Source organism: Magnetospirillum aberrantis SpK, assembly GCF_011022235.1.
Classification (GTDB): domain Bacteria; phylum Pseudomonadota; class Alphaproteobacteria; order Rhodospirillales; family Magnetospirillaceae; genus Magnetospirillum; species Magnetospirillum aberrantis.
On sequence record NZ_JAAIYP010000037.1, the window covers coordinates 74500 to 90928 of the forward strand.

The 16429-nt window shown below is 66.5% G+C and carries 13 protein-coding genes; 2 read left to right on the forward strand and 11 right to left on the reverse strand.

Translation table 11 applies throughout. The features are described from left to right. Positions 1-6: 6 nt before the first annotated feature. The 10 genes from G4223_RS10200 to amrB all read right to left on the reverse strand — a co-directional run bounded on the left by G4223_RS10200 (position 7) and on the right by amrB (position 13688). Positions 7-1263, reverse strand: a complete 1257-nt coding sequence (locus tag G4223_RS10200) for a peptidylprolyl isomerase (protein WP_163678805.1) — start codon at positions 1261-1263, stop codon at positions 7-9. A gap of 13 nt (positions 1264-1276) precedes the next feature. Beyond that, positions 1277-3952 carry an LPS-assembly protein LptD gene (locus G4223_RS10205; protein WP_163678808.1) on the reverse strand — a complete coding sequence of 892 codons (2676 nt, stop codon included), beginning with the start codon at positions 3950-3952 and terminating at the stop codon, positions 1277-1279. A 19-nt stretch (positions 3953-3971) separates the two neighbouring features. After that, a complete protein-coding gene (gene lptF, locus G4223_RS10210) occupies positions 3972-5087 on the reverse strand; it encodes an LPS export ABC transporter permease LptF (protein ID WP_205762463.1) in 1116 nt (371 codons plus the stop codon). Positions 5088-5150: 63 nt separating this feature from the next. Next, positions 5151-6917, reverse strand: a complete 1767-nt coding sequence (locus tag G4223_RS10215) for an acyl-CoA dehydrogenase (RefSeq protein WP_163678811.1) — start codon at positions 6915-6917, stop codon at positions 5151-5153. Positions 6918-7032: 115 nt separating this feature from the next. Next, on the reverse strand, positions 7033-7440 hold the full coding sequence (locus tag G4223_RS10220) for a bacteriohemerythrin (protein ID WP_163678814.1): 408 nt from the start codon (positions 7438-7440) through the stop codon (positions 7033-7035). Between the two features lie 73 nt (positions 7441-7513). After that, a complete protein-coding gene (locus tag G4223_RS10225; protein WP_163678817.1) occupies positions 7514-8902 on the reverse strand; it encodes an FAD-binding oxidoreductase in 1389 nt (462 codons plus the stop codon). Further along, positions 8899-9867: an L-threonylcarbamoyladenylate synthase gene (locus tag G4223_RS10230; protein ID WP_163678820.1), complete on the reverse strand. Its 969-nt coding sequence runs from the start codon at positions 9865-9867 to the stop codon at positions 8899-8901. Before G4223_RS10230 ends, G4223_RS10225 begins: the two co-directional genes overlap by 4 nt. Before the next feature lie 16 nt (positions 9868-9883). After that, positions 9884-10651 (reverse strand): 3'(2'),5'-bisphosphate nucleotidase CysQ, encoded by a 768-nt coding sequence (cysQ, locus tag G4223_RS10235; RefSeq protein ID WP_163678823.1) that lies wholly within the window; start codon positions 10649-10651, stop codon positions 9884-9886. Positions 10652-10685: 34 nt separating this feature from the next. Beyond that, on the reverse strand, positions 10686-12269 hold the full coding sequence (locus G4223_RS10240) for a rhomboid family protein (protein ID WP_241004070.1): 1584 nt from the start codon (positions 12267-12269) through the stop codon (positions 10686-10688). A 60-nt stretch (positions 12270-12329) separates the two neighbouring features. Continuing rightward, a complete protein-coding gene (gene amrB, locus G4223_RS10245; protein WP_163678829.1) occupies positions 12330-13688 on the reverse strand; it encodes an AmmeMemoRadiSam system protein B in 1359 nt (452 codons plus the stop codon). A 95-nt stretch (positions 13689-13783) separates the two neighbouring features. Between amrB and amrS the strand changes: the two genes are divergently transcribed. Together amrS and G4223_RS10255 are read left to right on the forward strand one after the other, a co-directional pair. Next, positions 13784-14875 (forward strand): AmmeMemoRadiSam system radical SAM enzyme, encoded by a 1092-nt coding sequence (gene amrS, locus G4223_RS10250; protein ID WP_163678832.1) that lies wholly within the window; start codon positions 13784-13786, stop codon positions 14873-14875. Positions 14876-14945: 70 nt separating this feature from the next. Next, positions 14946-15923, forward strand: coding sequence for a lysylphosphatidylglycerol synthase transmembrane domain-containing protein (locus tag G4223_RS10255; RefSeq protein ID WP_205762464.1), 978 nt, complete (start codon positions 14946-14948; stop codon positions 15921-15923). Between the two features lie 22 nt (positions 15924-15945). Here the strand turns inward: G4223_RS10255 and G4223_RS10260 are convergent, their stop codons facing one another. Further along, a complete protein-coding gene (locus G4223_RS10260; protein WP_163678835.1) occupies positions 15946-16362 on the reverse strand; it encodes a hemerythrin domain-containing protein in 417 nt (138 codons plus the stop codon). Positions 16363-16429 lie beyond the last annotated feature (67 nt).

A 16429-nucleotide genomic window follows, 5' to 3' on the forward strand; every position in this document is an offset into this window, starting at 1 on the left:
ACTCGTTCAGCCCCGGATGTCGACGAAGGCGGCACGACGCAGATTGCGCAGGTAACGCCGGGACAGCATGTCCATGCGTTCGTCCTCGAGACGGCGGCGAATCTGATCGGGGGTCGGCTCGGCGAAGGTCAGCGATTCGACCCGGTTGCACACCATCAGCACCATGATGCCGTCTCCGGCGTCCATCGGCGGGCCGACCCGGTTGGCCGGCAAGGCCGCAACCACGTTGCGCATGGCGCCATCCAGTTCCCCGACCCGCTTGGTTCCCAGCGATTCGGCGTTGGCGCCAACCTTGCGGCCAATGGCTTCCAGGTCGGCGCAGGATTTGGCCGATGCGGTCAGTTGGGCGGCACGTCCCATCAATTGCTGCTTGGGCGGGCCATCCTTGGGAACCGGCAGGATGATGCGGCTCAGGGTCACCTGAGCGTCTTCCGGGTTGGCGACTTGGCCGGCGAGCCGCTGGTCCAGCAACTTGAGGATGGTGTAGCCCGAAGCGGTACGGAGCAGCGGCGAGACCTGTCCCTTGGACAATTGCGAGACCGGACCGGCGACATCTTCATCCAGGGCCGCCTGGGCCAGCCAGCCCATGGTGCCGTTGTTCGCGGCGCTCGGCGCGCGAGAGAACTGGCGGGCCAGCGCGGCGAAGGGGGCGCCGGAATGCAATTGTTCCAACAGGCGTTCGCCGGTCTGGCGGGCGTCGTCTTCCTGGGCCGGGGTGTCGATGGGCAGCACGATCTCGGCCAACAGGTATTCCGGCTGACCGTGCCGTTCCCGCAGGATTTCCAGGCGGTCGTTGATCTCTTCCTCGCCGACGCGCACCTGGGGCTGCAAGACGCGGGCGGTGACCCGCATCCAGGTCAGGTCGGCACGAATTTGGTCGCGTGCCAGTTCCGGGTCGACGCCGGCCCGGGTCAAGCCGCCCAACAGGCCGCCACGCGGCAGATGGTTCTGTTGTTCCAAGATGGCGATGCCGTTGTCCACTTCGGCCGGGGTGAGCGAAATTTTCACCCGCGTGGCTTCCTGCATTTGCAGCTTTTCGTCGATCAGCTTGCGCAACACCTGGGGCGCGACCCGGCGACGGTTTTCCATGCTGTCGGGAATGCCCGAGAACACCAGGGCCATGAGCGAACGGTTGCTGAGCTCGCGCATGGAAATGATGTCGTCGTTGACCACGGCCGCGATGCGGTCGGTTTCCTGCGCCGTGGCCGATTGCACGGCAAGGGTCAACAGAAGGCAGGCGCTGGCGGCGACACGTGCGAACATGCGGGTTCCTTCGCTAGAACACATTGAAGGGGACACTGCCCAAAGTCTTGAAGACCACGTTGAAGGTCACGGCGTAGCCGGCAAGATAGTCGCGATCATAGGTGTAGGTGCGCTGAAGGTCCGACACGAACGCGAAGCATTCGTCGTCGTAGGTGACCCGCAGGTTCCAGTCCGTGGGGCCGCCATTGTCGGTGAGGTCGTAGCTGACGCCGCCACGCATGCTCCAATAACGGCTGAGGGCGGAACTGACGGACCAGGTCGCTGAGTGGCGGCGGACGAAAGACAGGTCCGGCTGGTCGTTGCGGTCCATCATGATGTAGCTGATGTCGGTCCGCAGGACCGGGCTGCCGACGCTCAGGGTGTTCTCGTTGCGGCGGATGTCCCCGCTCTTGCGGTCCAGACGCATGCGGTTCAGCAACGCCAGGTTGGGCGACGGAGACACGTCCAGCCGCGCCACGTAGTCGGACAAGGTCCCGTTCATGCCGCTATCCTCGGCGAAGACGCTGTCCTTGCGGGCTCGCCACCCTTGGGCGATGGCGGCGGTGATCCAGGAACTGCTGCCGGGATAGGCGTGCCAACGCAGGCCGTAGGCGCCGCGCACTCCGCTCTCGACCCGGTCCAGGCCGGGCAGGCGGTTGGCGCGGAAGATGTTGGTTTCGTCCAACTCGAAGCCGATGGAATCCTCGTTGGGAATCTTGGCCGGATTTCCTCCGTTGGGGCTGGCGGCAACCATGGCCATGGGCTCGATGACCTGCGGCATGGTGGCCGAGGGGCGGGCGAACGGCATGCGCCAGTTGGCCGAGATTTGCGGGATCGCGCGCCCGGCATTGGCGCTGCCGACGTTGGTGACCTGGTCGGAATGGTAGGCGTCGCCGCGCAGGCTGGCGTTCAAGGTGGTGATGTCGCCGAAACTGCCCATGTAGGGGCGCTGCCAGCCGACCCGGTTGGACAGTCGGGTCGAATTGGTTCCCTCGCTGCGGCCATAGGCCAACATGTCGGCATCGAAGGTGTAATAGCCACCCTTGGAATCGGGCACCGTCATGCGTGACGTGGTGATGTGCGGCAGCACGATGGGCGACTCTCCCTGGTCGTCCTGATCCCGCAATCCCTGATAGGCGAAGGCTTCGGCCATGGTGTAGTTGCGCCGCCCGAACCCTTCCACATAGGGGCGCGTGGTCAACCATGGCCGCTCGTTTTGCATGCGGTAGGAATAGATCGTGGTGTAGGTGTCGTCGCTGGAGCGTTCCAGCAGGTAGCCGGCGCGCCAGGAATGGTCCAGTTCGAAACGGGCGCGCGAATCGACGTGCCCGCGCAGGTCGCCGCTGTATTTGTCGGCGGTCAGGCTGGCGACGGTGCGTTCTTCACCTTGCCTGCCGCGCCAGCGGTGTTCGCCGGCCAGGACCAGATGACGCAGCACGTTGTCGGAATCCCCGAACTCGTCGGCCTTTTTGGTGCTGGATGACGGGAACAGGAAGCGCGGGGCGAAGGTGATGTCCTGGTTATCCTTGATCGCCCAGAAATAAGGCACGGTCACGTTGGTGCCGATGTTGGACGACTGGCCCATGGTGGGAGGCAGGAAGCCGCTCTTGCGCTTCACCGAGGGATCGGGATGGGACAGGTAGGGGGCGTAGAACACCGGAACCCCCGCCATCTCCATCCACAGGTCGCGGTATTCGATGTTCTGTTCGGCCTGGTTGTGGGTGATGCGCTTGGCCTTGACCTGCCACAGCGGTTCGCGGTCGGGCTTGCCGCGGCACGGTTCGCACGCGGTGTAGACGCCGTCCTCGAAATCGGTGCGGTCTCCCGCTACTCGGCGGCCGGTGGTCGCTCCCAGGCTGGAGCGGTCGGCGAGCACGGCGCGGATCTGGTTGGCGACGCCTTCCTTGAGGTCGCCCGTCAGCTCGAAATAATTGGCGTGCAGGGTCTCGCCATTGGGTTCGGCCAGGATGACGTTGCCCGAGGCGCTGATGATGTCCTGCTTGAGGTTGTAGCTGATCTGGTCGGCGATCAGCGTCCGGTTGACCTGGGTGACCTCGACCCGGCCACGGGCGGTGACGATGCCCAGTTCACGGTCGTGGGTGATCTGGTCGGCGGTCAACTGCACCGGCTGGTCCTGGTCTTCCGTGCTGTCCGCGGAAGGCGCCCCCATGACGGCGTCGAGAAGCGACGGCGCGGCCGAAGCCGGCTTGGCGGCCGTGGGGATGGGGGCTGGAGCGGTCGCGACGGCGCGGGAAGGCACCGTTGCCGGGGCGTCGGAGCCCCAGGCGTCACCCCATCCGCCGATTTCGGCCGGTGACGGCCCACTCGGCATGGACGGCATGGGGGTGGTCGGCGCGGTGACGACCGGGGAAGCCGTGGGCACGACAGCGCGCGGACGTTCCGGGACCGCCGCCGGTACGGCGTCCGTGCCCCAGGCGTCGCCCCATCCGCCGATCTCGGCGGCGGCCGGTCCCTTGGGCATGGGTGTCATGGTCGCGCCCGCCGCCGGCACCGGAGAGACCGTCGGAACGACGGCACGCGGGCGGGATGGGGCGGGGGCGGGAAGCGCCGCGCCGTCGTCGCCCCAGGCTTGCCCCCACGAACCCACATCGGACGACGCCGCCAGCGCGGACGAGCCGTGGGCGGTGAGGGCGCCGATCAGGGCGCTGCCGGCGATTCCGGCGAACAAGAACAAACGACGGGCGCGCAACAGGCTTGACCTCCGGCGATCAGGCGGGAACGGCACGTCGCCGTCGGCGCGACAGCCGCGGCGGCTTGAGCAGAATCCAGCAGCTCCCGGCAATGGGAGCCAACGCGACCATATACATGATCGGCACAAAGGCCAAGTTGGCGGTGGCCAAATTGTTGCTGCCCAGTGCCAGAGCCTGCATGACGACCATGGCGCCGACCGCTTTCAGGATGGTGACCATCTGGCCGCGACGGTCGAAACCGGCGGTCAACAGCACCGCAAGCGCCACCGCCGCGAAGCCCAGGCCGTAAAGCGGCGAGGTGACGCGCTGATGCAACTCGACTTTCGAGCGGCGGTATTCCGATAGGCCCCAATCGCTTTCCCTGGCGTTCAACAATTCCCGCACGCTGCGTTCGCGCGCGTCGCGGTAACGTGTGTTGTCGCCGTTGGTGGCGGTGGCCAGATCCACCGTGTAGCTGTCGAAATACAATATGGACAATTGTCCGCCGCCACGGGGCAGTTGCTGGCGGTTGCCGTTTTCCATCAGCACACGGGGGCCGGTCGGGGTGTTCACCAACGAGCCGCGCTCGGCCATCAGCGTCACCGGCTTTTCCGGGTTGCGTTTGTCGTGCACCAAAAGTCCCAGCAACTCGCCGTTGGGAGAGCGCGAACGGACGTAGATGGTCAGCCCCTGGCCGAATTTGTTGAAGGCGCCTTCCTGTAACAGGATGCTGGTCAGGTCGTTGCGGATGCCCCATTGCAATTCGCGAAAGGCGCCGACGCTGGCGGGAATGATCCACAAGGACAGCATCCAACCGACGACGGTGACGGCCGCCCCCAGGATCAGACCCGGCCGGGCCAGTGCCCAATGGGACAGCCCGACGGCGCGCATCACCACCAGCTCGCGGTCGGTGTTCAGCTTGTTGTAGGTGAACAAGACCACCGCGAACAGCGAGATGGGCAGGATGACCACCAGGAAGGTCGGCATCAGCAACAAGGTGAGGCCCATGAAGGTCAGGCTCGAGATGCCCTTGCTGACGATCATCTCGACGAAGCGCAAGGACTGGGTCAACCACAGCACGCACGCCAACGCGGCGGAGACGAAGACCATCCCCACCGTCAACTGGCGCAACACGTAGCGTGTAATCCCCGTCATGGCGGCGGGATTATAGACAGCCGTCGGGCGCCGACCAAACGGATTCGGCGCCCGACGCGCGGCTTAGAACCGTTCCGCGTCCAACGCCATGATTTGTCCCGATCCGGCCTCGACCTGGGCCAACAGGCCGCCGGCGCGGGTCAGCACGGCATCGGCGTAATGACGAGCCGTCACCACCTTGGCCGACAGATAATCCGAGCCGTCGGCGCCTTGGGCCAGCAATTCCTCGGCCTTGAGGCCGGCCTTGGCCATCAGCCAGCCGCCGACGGTGATGCCGACCAGTTCCAGGAACGGCACCGCGACCGTACCCAACAATGCCGAATCGGCGGCCGCGTTCTTGATGATGAACTGGGCGGCCTGTTCGGCGGCGGCGGCGGCGGCGCCCAGGCGGCGCTTGAGCCCGTCCCAGGCCGGGCCGGCGGCGGCCAGTTCGGAATCGACGGCGCGGATCTGCTCCAGCAACCGGCCGAAGGCCGCGCCGCCGTCGCGCACCACCTTGCGGCCCGCCAGATCCATGGCCTGGATGCCGTTGGTGCCTTCATAGATCTGGGCGATGCGGGCGTCGCGCATGTGCTGGGCGACGCCGGTTTCCTCGACGAAACCCATGCCGCCGAACACCTGGATGGCGGTGGAGGCCACGGCCAGACCGGTGTCGGTGCTCCACGCCTTGACCACCGGGATCAGCAGGTCCACCAGCGCCTGGGCCTCGGCGCGGGCGGCGGAATCGGGATGGTGGCGGGCGATGTCCAGACGGCTGGCGGCGTAATAGGCCAGGGCGCGGGTCGCTTCGGTCAGCGCCTTGTTGGTCAGCAGCATGCGCCGCACGTCGGCGTGGATGATGATGGGACCGCCGCCCTGGATGCGTTCCTTGGCATAGGCGACGGCCTTTTGCGTGGCGCGTTCGCATTGCGCCACGCCCTCAAGGCCGACCGACAAGCGGGCGTTGTTCATCATGGTGAACATCAGCGCCAGGCCCTTGTTTTCCTCGCCGACCAGCCAGCCGATGGCGCCTTCGTTCTCGCCGAACGCCATGACGCAGGTCGGGCTGCCGTGGATGCCCAGCTTTTCCTCGAGCTTGATGCAGGCGACGTCGTTGCGCTTGCCCAACGAGCCATCGGGATTGACCAGGAACTTGGGCACCACGAACAACGAGATGCCCTTGACCCCGGCCGGCGCGTCGGGAAGGCGGGCCAGCACCAGATGGACGATGTTCTCGGCCATCTCGTGGTCGCCCGAGGTGATGAAGATTTTCTGGCCGGTGATGCGGTAGCTGCCGTCAGCCTGTTTCACCGCCTTGGCGCGCAGCGCGCCGACGTCGGAGCCCGCCGACGGTTCGGTCAGGTTCATGGTGCCGGTCCATTCGCCCGACACCAGCTTGGCCAGATAGGTTTGCTTGAGCTCGTCCGAGCCATGCACGCTCAGCGCTTCGACCGCGCCCTGGGTCAGCATGGGGGTCAGGGCGAAGCTCATGTTGGCGGCGTGCCAGATTTCCTGGACGGCGGTCGCCACCACCTGCGGCAGCCCCTGGCCGCCCCATTCGGGCTCGAACGGCACGGCGTTCCAGCCGCCCTCGACGAATTGACGATAGGCGTCGGCGAAACCGGTGGGCACCACCACCTTGCCGTTTTCGAGCCGGCAGCCTTGGTGGTCGCCGACCGGGTTCAAGGGCGCCAGGACACCGCCGCCGAAACGCGCCGCCTCTTCCAGTACCGCCGCCACCAGATCGTCGGTGGCTTCCTCGAAACCGGGCAAGTGGTTGATCTCGTTCAACCCGGCAAGGTGCTCGATGACGAAGGTCATGTCGCGGACGGGGGCGGCATAGGTCGGCATGGTGTACGCTCCTCGTTATCGTTGGGCTGTCAGGGAACGATTTCGCCCCTGGCGCGTCAAGGGGCCTCGCGCGCATGGGGCCATGCGGGCGGGGCTGTCGGCCGGAAACGGGGCTTCAGGCGTTGCCGTCGAGATAGGGTTTGTACTCGAAATCCTCGATCTCGATGTGGTGGGCCAGCCAGTCGGCGACAAAGTCGCGCAGGTCGCGGACGGCTTGGTCCAGGGTTGGGCCGGCCAGTTGCGCCACCAGGGCATGCATGCGCAGCGCGATGGCCTGATGCGAGGCGCGGTGGAATTGCAAGAAGGGATAGTCGGCGGCTTCCAGCAGCGCTTCCTCGGCCTGGAAGTGGTAATCCGCGTAAGCCGTCAGCTCTTGCCCCATTGCCTGTGCCCAGCCTGTGCCCTGCCCGGTTTCCAATCCATGGTCAAGGCGGGCCAAAAGGTTGAACAAGGTTTGGTGGTGTCCGTCCAATTCCTTGTGTCCGACACTCAGGTCCGGTGTCCAACGCGGCGTGCTGGTCATGCGTTCTCTCCCCTTGGGCAAATTATGCCATTCACAAGGGAACGGGCGGAAGGCGCAGGTTGTGTCGAAGGGCTTAGGGCAGCACCTTGCCCGGATTCATCAGGCCCTGCGGGTCGATGGCGGTCTTGATGCGGCGCATCAGGTCCAGTTCCACCGGCGATTTATAGCGGGCCATTTCCTCGATCTTCAGCATGCCGATGCCGTGCTCGGCCGACACCGAACCGCCCATGTCGGCGACGATGTCGTGGACGATGCGGTTCATCGCCTTCCATGCCTCCAGGAACGTCTGTTTGTCGGCGTTGACCGGCTGGCTCAGGTTGAAATGGATGTTGCCGTCGCCCAGATGGCCGAACGCCACCACCCGCACGCCGGGCAGGGCCGCCTCGACCGCCGCCGTGCAGCGTTCCAGCATTTCCGGCACGCGCGAGGTGGCGACGGCGACGTCGTGTTTGATCGATCCGCCCTCTTTCTTCTGCGCTTCGGGTACGCCTTCGCGGATGCGCCACAGCGCCTTGCGCTGTTCGCCCGATTCGGCGATCACCGCGTCCAAGGCCTGTCCGCGTTCCAAGGCGTCGGCCAGCACGCTTTCCAGCGCTTCGCCCAGGCCGCCGGGGCGCGACGACGACAATTCGATCAGCATCACCCACGGATGCGGCGCGTCGAACGGGTCGCGGGCGCCGGCGACGTGGCGGACGCACAAATCCACGCCGATACGGGGGATCAACTCGCACGCCGTCACCGCGTCGCCCGAGGCGGCGCGGGCGGCGGCCAGGATGGAAAGGGCGGCGGCGGGATCGGGCAGGGCGACCATGGCGGTGGCCATCTCGCGCGGACGCGGGAACAGCTTCAGCACACAGGCGGTGACGATGCCCAGCGTGCCCTCGGCACCGACGAACAGGTGCTTGAGGTCGTAGCCGGTATTGTCCTTGCGCAACGGCCGAAGACCGTTCCACACCTGACCATCGGGCAACACCACCTCAAGACCCAGCACCAGATCACGGGTGTTGCCGTAACGCAGTACGGCGACGCCGCCGGCATTGGTCGAGATGTTGCCGCCGATGCGGCACGACCCTTCGGCCGCCAGTGCCAGCGGAAACAGACAATCCAGGTCCTCGGCGGCGGCTTGCAGGGTGGAGAGGACGCAGCCGGCCTCGGCGGTCAGGGTGAAGTTGACGGAATCGATCTCGCGGATACGGTTCAGCCGTTCGGTCGAGATCACCACCGCCCGGCCATCGGGCACACCGCCGCCGCACAGGCCGGTGTTGCCGCCCTGCGGCACCATGGCGATTCCCGCCTGGGCGCAGGCGCGGACCACCGCCGCCACCTCTTTCGTGCTGCCGGGGCGCACCACCGCCAGGGCCGAGCCTTGATAAAGGCCGCGCTGTTCCTCGAGATAGGGCGCCATGTCGGTGCCGCTCAACACGTTGCCGGGGCCGACGATGGCGGCGAAATCGGGGATCATGCCGGTTTCCTTGGCGCTGCCGCCCGCTTCAGACGGTCGTTGATGGCAAGGCCCAAGCCGTGGTCGGGGATGGGGGCCACGGCGATGGCGGAAAATTCCGGGCGGTCGAGGGCACGCAACAGGGCGAACAGATTGGCCGCCGCTTCCTCAAGATCGCCGGTGGGCGACAGGTTGGCGGTGCAGTCCATGGCACCCAGACCCAGATAGGCCTCGTCCGGCGCGGGTTGGGTGACGTTCAGCCGCACCGGCAGGCCGGGGGCATAATGGCTGGCCAGCATGCCGGGGCTTTTCGGCGCGTCGGAATGGTCGGTGGGACGCACCAGACGGCGGCCCAGCGCTTCCTCCAGCGCCTCGACCGACACGCCGCCGGGGCGCAGCAGGGCCGGTTCGTCGCCCGACAGGTCGAGGACGGTGGATTCCACCCCGACCCGGCACGGCCCGCCATCCAGGATCAGGCCGACTCGTGCCCCTAAGGATTCCGCCACATGCTCGGCCAGGGTCGGGCTGACGGCGCCCGAGCGGTTGGCGCTGGGCGCGGCGATGGGACGGCCAGAGGCGGCGATGACCGCGCGGGCCACGGCATGGTCGGGCAGACGCACGGCGATGGTGTCCAGCCCGGCCGAGGCCAAAAGCGAGATGGGGGAATTGGCCCGGCGCGGCAACACCAGGGTCAGCGGCCCCGGCCAAAAGCGGGCGATGACGGCCCGCGCCGTGTCGGTGACGTGCACCAGCCGCTCCAGATCGGCCGGGTCGGCCACATGGACGATCAGCGGGTTGAAGCTGGGGCGGCCCTTGGCCTGGAAGATGGCGGCGACGGCGCGGTCGTTGGTGGCGTCGGCCCCCAGGCCGTAAACGGTCTCGGTGGGGAACGCCACCAGCCGGCCGTCGCGCAGCAATGCGCCGGCCTGGGCGATGGCGGCGGGGGTGGCTGTCTCGATGTGGACGGTGTCGGGCAGGGTGGTCATGGTTGCCAAAATACTGTCAGACGCGGGCCCGCGCCAGGAAATCGCCGTTACGGAATGTGGGCTGCTTGCCATAGGCCAGCGGGCGGAAATCCCAATCCACCACTTCGCCGCCCGCCGCGCGCAGCACGGCATGACCGGCGGCGGTGTCCCATTCGCAGGTCGGGCCGAAGCGCGGATAGAAATCGGCCGACCCGTCGGCGACCTTGCAGAATTTCAGGCTGGACCCGGCGTTTTCCAAGATGGCGCCGGGCAGGGCGGCCAGGAACGCCTCCAGCCGTTCCGGCGCGCGGTGCGAGCGGGAATCCAGCACCACCGCGCCCTTGCTGGGCACCGGGCGGCAGGAAATGGCGGTGCGTCCGGTCGCGTCCTCGCGCCAGGCCTTGCCGCCCGCGCCGCTCCACAGCACGTCCAGCGCCGGGGCGAACACCACGCCCGCCGCCGGAACGCCGTCCAGGATCAGGCCGATGTTGACGGTGAATTCGCCGTTCTTCTTGATGAATTCCTTGGTGCCGTCCAGCGGGTCCACCAGCCAGAAGGTGGCGCCCACGTCGGGGATGCGGCCGGCGGCCGCCTCTTCCTCGGCGACAATGGGGATGGTGGGCGTCAAGGTGCGCAGACCGGGCAGGATCAACGCCTCGGCCTTCTGGTCGGCCTCGGTCACCGGGGAATCGTCGCCCTTGCGCTCGACCGCGAAATCGGTGGCGTAGACGTCAAGGATGGCGGCGCCGGCCAGGCGGGCCAGACGTTCCAATTCGGGCAACAAGGCGGCGGGGGCAAAGAACATGCAGAAGACCTTGGGCGACAGCGGGGGCGGTACTTTAGCCGCACAGCCCCGTTTCCGCCAACTGTGCTCGCATTTCACCCTTTTCCTCGGCACAAACCGGGGCGGCGACGCTCTTGGCTTCGGTCTGTTCGCCGCGCTCATTTAGGATGATGCTCAGCATGCCGCTCATTTCCCAGCGCAATCTGGGTTCGAACAGCGCCAGCGCCGTGGGCAGGGCCAGACCCGCCCGCAATTCCCGTTCGGCGGCGGGGAGGTCGCGGGCTTCGACCAGCGCCAGGGCCCGCGCCCAATGGGCGCGCGGGTCGGCGGGATAGCGGGCGACCAGTTCGGCCGAACGACGTCGCGCCTCGGCCCGGTCGGCGGGAAATTCCGACGACGGGGCCAGTTTGGTCATGGCGGCGAAGACCGGCTGGCGTTCGACGATTTGGGTGGTGGTGACCGCCATGGCGGCCAACCCGCACAAGGCCATGGCCGTCGCCAACCGGCGCAGGCGGGGCAAGGTCTCGGCGCGCGGCCATGCCCGCAGCAGCCCCAGCCCCAGCACCGCCCCGGCGACGGCGCCGCCCAGATGGGCGGCGAAGTCGACCTTGTGCCCGCTGAACACTCCAGCCAACGGGATCAGCGCCGGCACCAGAACTTGGCCGAGATTGGTCTGTAGCGTCAGCCGTTCGGCCCCGCTAGGCAGCCGAAAGCTCACGGCGAAGGTGGCGGCGGCCAAACACATGATGGCGCCCGAGGCGCCGACCGATACCGTGCCGGGATCATTCAGCGTCATCGACGCCGCCGACCCGGCGACGGCGCCCACCAGGAACAGCGCCGCAAGCCAGGCGCGGCCGACCAGACGCTCCAGCATCGAGCCGGCGTAGTAGAACGCGATGGAGTTCATCAACAGATGAAAGGCGTCGCCGTGCAGGAACGCCGCCGACAACAGCCGGAACCATTCGCCCCGCCACACCAATTCGCCGTCCAGGGCGCCCAGCGCGATCAATGTTCGCACCGACGGCGCCCAAAAACCTTTGCCGGAGATGGAATCCACTGGAAACAACTGTTCCAGGGCGAACACGCCGGCCAATGTCGCCAGCATGGCGAGGGTCAGGATGGGGAACACCTTGGGCCGGGTGAGCGCCGGTTCCTTGGCCACGATTTCGGCCATGCGCGGCTTTTGCATCAGAGCCGTCATCCGCCGGGTGAACAACCAGCCATGAATCCAGGTGTTGCGCCAGACCGTGGCGGTGGCCGGGTCAAGGGCATAGGCGGAAATCCGGGCCTTGCAATACGGGCTGGTACGATAGTTCTTCAGCCGTTCGGCGTCCGGGGTGCCGCCGATTTCGACGACGCGGATGACCACCGGCAGTTTCGAGCGGTTGAGGCGGCCGGTATGAACCAGACAGGCCTCGCCGATCTCGCGCAACTCGGCCAGTTCCATGGTGAAACGCCGGGTGGGGTTCGCCTCGCGGTCCACCAGACACAACATTTCCAATGTCATGCCGTCCCAACGGGTCAATACCATGTCACAGGCCGCGCTCAATGCTTCGGCCTCGGGCAACGGTTGTTGGGAATAGCCGTGGCGGGCGACATACAACCGCGCCAGATAGCGGGCGAAGGTCTCGGAAACCATGATCACGGCGGCGCCCCTTTCGACGAATGCGGGGCGAGGATAATATATCCTATCGGTTGTTCAATCGCCTTGTTGTTTCACTTCCACCGCCTGGAACCGGCTGGCTTTGAAATGCGCCGACCAATGGTCGATCGCCATGCCCGCCTTGTGCTTGAGATGGGCCAGGAATTGCGCCGGGTCCGGCAATTGCTCCCACACCGAGGGCAGGAACAGGGCGCGGCGGCCACCGTCCTCGATGATCAGGCCGTCGATGCCGGGACGAAGTTGCCCCAGAAGATCCATCTCGGACTCGAAACGCATGGGAACCGGGGGTGTCAGCACCGACACCGACAGGGTCAACGGATCCAACTCGGCGGCGGACAAGGGGGGGAAGCGCGGGTCGGCGAAGGCCGCCTTGACGGCGTTGTCCACCACGTCCTCGCCCAACGGCCGCCATGCCAGGGGCGAGCCGATGCAACCGCGCAGATTGCCGCCGCGTTTCAGGGTGACGAAACAGGCGCCGGGCCGCGCCAGGGCGGGATCGTCCGGCTTCGGGGCGGGCTTGTTGTCGAGACGGGCGCGGATCGACGCCCAGGCCAGATCCAGCAATTTCGGGCCGATATGATCCATGGGATCGCCTTTTGGTTCGTACAGCGCCCAGGCGCCGTATCCCACAACCTTGTCGCGCGGCCCGGCGGTGTCGCCGGAATTGCGCACGTCCAGGGTCTTGATGGACAATCCGCGACGGCGGGCCGCCAGCAACGCCCCACCCACCGGCACCCGGCCGCAGGCCTGGGAACTGCCGATGGCGTCGGGATTCATGGCCTCGATGGCGGTGACGGTGGCGGCGTCGGTGGCCCGGCACTGATCGTAGTCCAGGTAATGGGACAGGTCGGTGGAGACGACGATCAAGGTCTCTGGCCCGCCCCACGCCGCGTCCAGCACGGCGGCGACCATGTCGCGCGGGGTTTCGCCCGCCACCAGCGGCACCAGTTGGAAGTCGCCCAAGGTGGTCTGAAGGAAGGGTACGTGCACTTCCAGCGAATGTTCCATGGCGTGTGCCTTGTCCAGTTCCCCGACCATGGGCAAGGCCATCAGGCGGGCCACCATGTCGCGGTCGATGGCGACTTCGCCTAAGGGGGTGGTCCAGACATCGGCCCCGCTGGTGGCGATGCCGCGAAAGGCGACGCGATGGCTGGGACCCATCAGCACCACGCGGCTGATCCGGCCGCGCGCGGCGGTCAAAAGGGCATAGGCATGCGCCGCGACCGGCCCGGAATAGACGTAGCCGGCATGCGGGGCGATCAGCATCTTCGGCACCGGGGCGCCAGCCTCGGCCGGCGGCGCGGCGGCCAGGAAGGTGGCGATCTGTCGGGACAATTCGGCGGCGTCGGCCGGATAGAACATGCCGGCCACGGCGGCGGGGCGAAGCACGGTCATGGCGCGAACTCCTTATTTTGTCCCAAAGTTAAGCGCCATGGCGCCCCCGCTGTAAAGCATTTGAAGGGGGGCGGGGGCGGGCGTAGCATTCCCTTATGGAACAGGTGCAAGGCAGCCATTATCCGGCGCGTTATTGGCACGTCCTTGAGGATGGGCGGGTCCAATGTGACCTGTGTCCGCGCGTATGCAAACTGCATGACGGCCAGCGCGGCCTGTGTTTCGTGCGGGCGCGGGTCGGCGAAGGCATGGTGTTGACCACTTATGGCCGGTCGTCGGGGTTTTGTGTCGATCCGGTGGAAAAAAAACCGCTCAACCATTTCCTGCCGGGAACGCCGATCCTGTCGTTCGGGACCGCCGGCTGCAACCTGACCTGCAAGTTTTGCCAGAACTGGGACATCTCGAAAGCGCGCGAGATCGACCGCCTGAACGACGCCGCCAGCCCCGACGCCATTGCCCAGGCGGCGGTCCAACTGGGTTGCCGGTCGGTGGCTTTCACCTACAACGACCCGGTGATCTTTCTCGAATACGCGGTGGACACGGCGCGGGCCTGTCATGCGCGCGGCCTTAAGACGGTGGCTGTGACCGCCGGCTACATCGCGCCCGAGGCCAGACGCGAGTTCTTCGCCCACATGGACGCGGCCAACGTCGATCTCAAGGCTTTCACCGAGGATTTCTACCGCGATTTGTGCGGTGGCCATCTTGAGGCGGTACTGGACACCTTGCGCTATCTGCGCCACGAGACCGACGTATGGACCGAGATCACCACCTTGCTGATTCCCGGCCGAAACGATTCCGACGACGAGGTGGCGGCGCTGGCGTCGTGGGTGGTTGAAAATCTTGGGCCGGATGTGCCGTTGCACTTTTCCGCCTTTCATCCCGACTGGCGGATGCGGGACGTCGGGCCGACGCCGGCGACCACCTTGGCCGGCGCGCGCGCCATCGCCCGCGCCGCCGGAATGCGTCACGTCTATACCGGCAACGTGCACGATGCCGAGGGAGGCTCGACCTGGTGTCCCGGCTGCGGCGGCTTGCTGATCGGGCGGGATTGGTACGAATTGACGGCGTGGCGCCTGACCGCGGACGGATGCTGTCCCGATTGCGGCGCCCGGCTGGCCGGATTGTTCGAACCCATGCCCGGAACCTGGGGGCGCAAGCGCCAGCCGGTGCGGTTCCGGGCGGGACGCTGACTATCCCTGCGGGCGGGATTATGCTAAAGCTCGGCCGCGCCGAGCCTGCCGCCATTTCGCCGAGGGTGTTTTGTCCGCTATCGTCAAACGCTGGTTGCCTTGGGTCCTCAAGGGTGGGATCTCTCTCGGGCTGATCAGCTGGGTGTTGTCGAAGATCGACCCCGCTGCCGCCTGGGACCAGGCCAAGGGCATGGATATCGGGTTGCTGCTGCTGGCCGTGGGCCTGATGGTGGCGCAAATCCTGTTGGGTGCGGTGCGCTGGGCTTTGGTGCTGCGTGCCCTGTCGGCCCCGTTCCATTGGGTCCAGACTTTTTCCGTCTATTACATCGGGGTGTTCTTCTCGATCGTGCTGCCCGGCGCGGTGGGGGGCGACGCGGTGCGGATGTGGTTTGCCCGCCGCAACGGCCTGACGCTGACCACCGCCGTCAATTCGGTGGCGCTGGAGCGCGCGGTGACGGTGTTCGCCCTGGTGCTGCTGGTATGCCTCAGCGAACCGGTCTTGGTGATGCGTCTGCCCGACCTTCCCGGTATCTGGGTGTTCCCAGCGCTGTTGGCGGTATGCGTGCTGGGGATCCTGACGCTTGCCGCGCTGGACCGCTTGCCGCAACGCTGGCTGCGCTGGCGTGTGATGCGGGCGTTGGCGGTTCTGGCCGAGGACACCCGCAAGCTGTTTTTCCATCCCGGTTTCAGCCTGGGAACCATCGTGGTGGCCCTGGTCGGGCACGCCAACCTGTCGCTGGTGGTTTATTGTCTGGCGGTGGGGCTGGGGCTCAACGTCCATGTCCTCGATTGTCTGGTGCTGGTGCCGCCGGTCATTCTGATCATGACGCTGCCCATTTCCATCGCCGGCTGGGGGGTGCGCGAAACCGCCATGGTCACCGCCTTTTCCTTCGTCGGTTTGCCGGCGTCCTCGACCCTGGTGCTGTCCATCCTGTTCGGCATGGTCTCCATGCTGACCGCGTTGCCGGGGGGATTGGTTTTTCTGATGGCCGGTGGCCGCAAGATGAGCGAAGAGGAACTGGCGGCCGAGGCGGCGGAGAACCGCTGACGGGCCGCCGAAGCACGGCTCCTCACGCAGCGTCGATCAGGTCATAGAGCTGGCTTTCCTCGCGCGCCACCCGTTCCCGAAGCGCCTCCAGGACCATGCGGGTTTCCGTCGCGAAACGCACGGGGTCGCGGCCGATGGCCAATGGTCCCGGCCAGGTGTGGCGATAGGCGTCGAAACGTTTCCCCAAATCACCCATCTCGCTTTCGAAGCGGCTTGCCACGCTACGCAAATGTGCGTCGCCTGTGGACTTGGCGCGGGGGTAAAGGCTGTTGTCCTCGATGGCCAGATGAACCGAGAACTTGCCGAACAATTCACGGACCACCTGGGCGACGGCGTCGGGGGTGGCGGCGATGCTGTCGGGGTCGAGCACCGCTTCGATGCGGCTGGCGATCGCCCGCAATTCCTGATGGTGCTGGCGATAGGTTTCGGTCTTGCGCATGGCGTTCTCCCGTCGTGATGATGAAGGGATAATAGCCAAGTAAAACACTATGCTATTTGATTGTCGT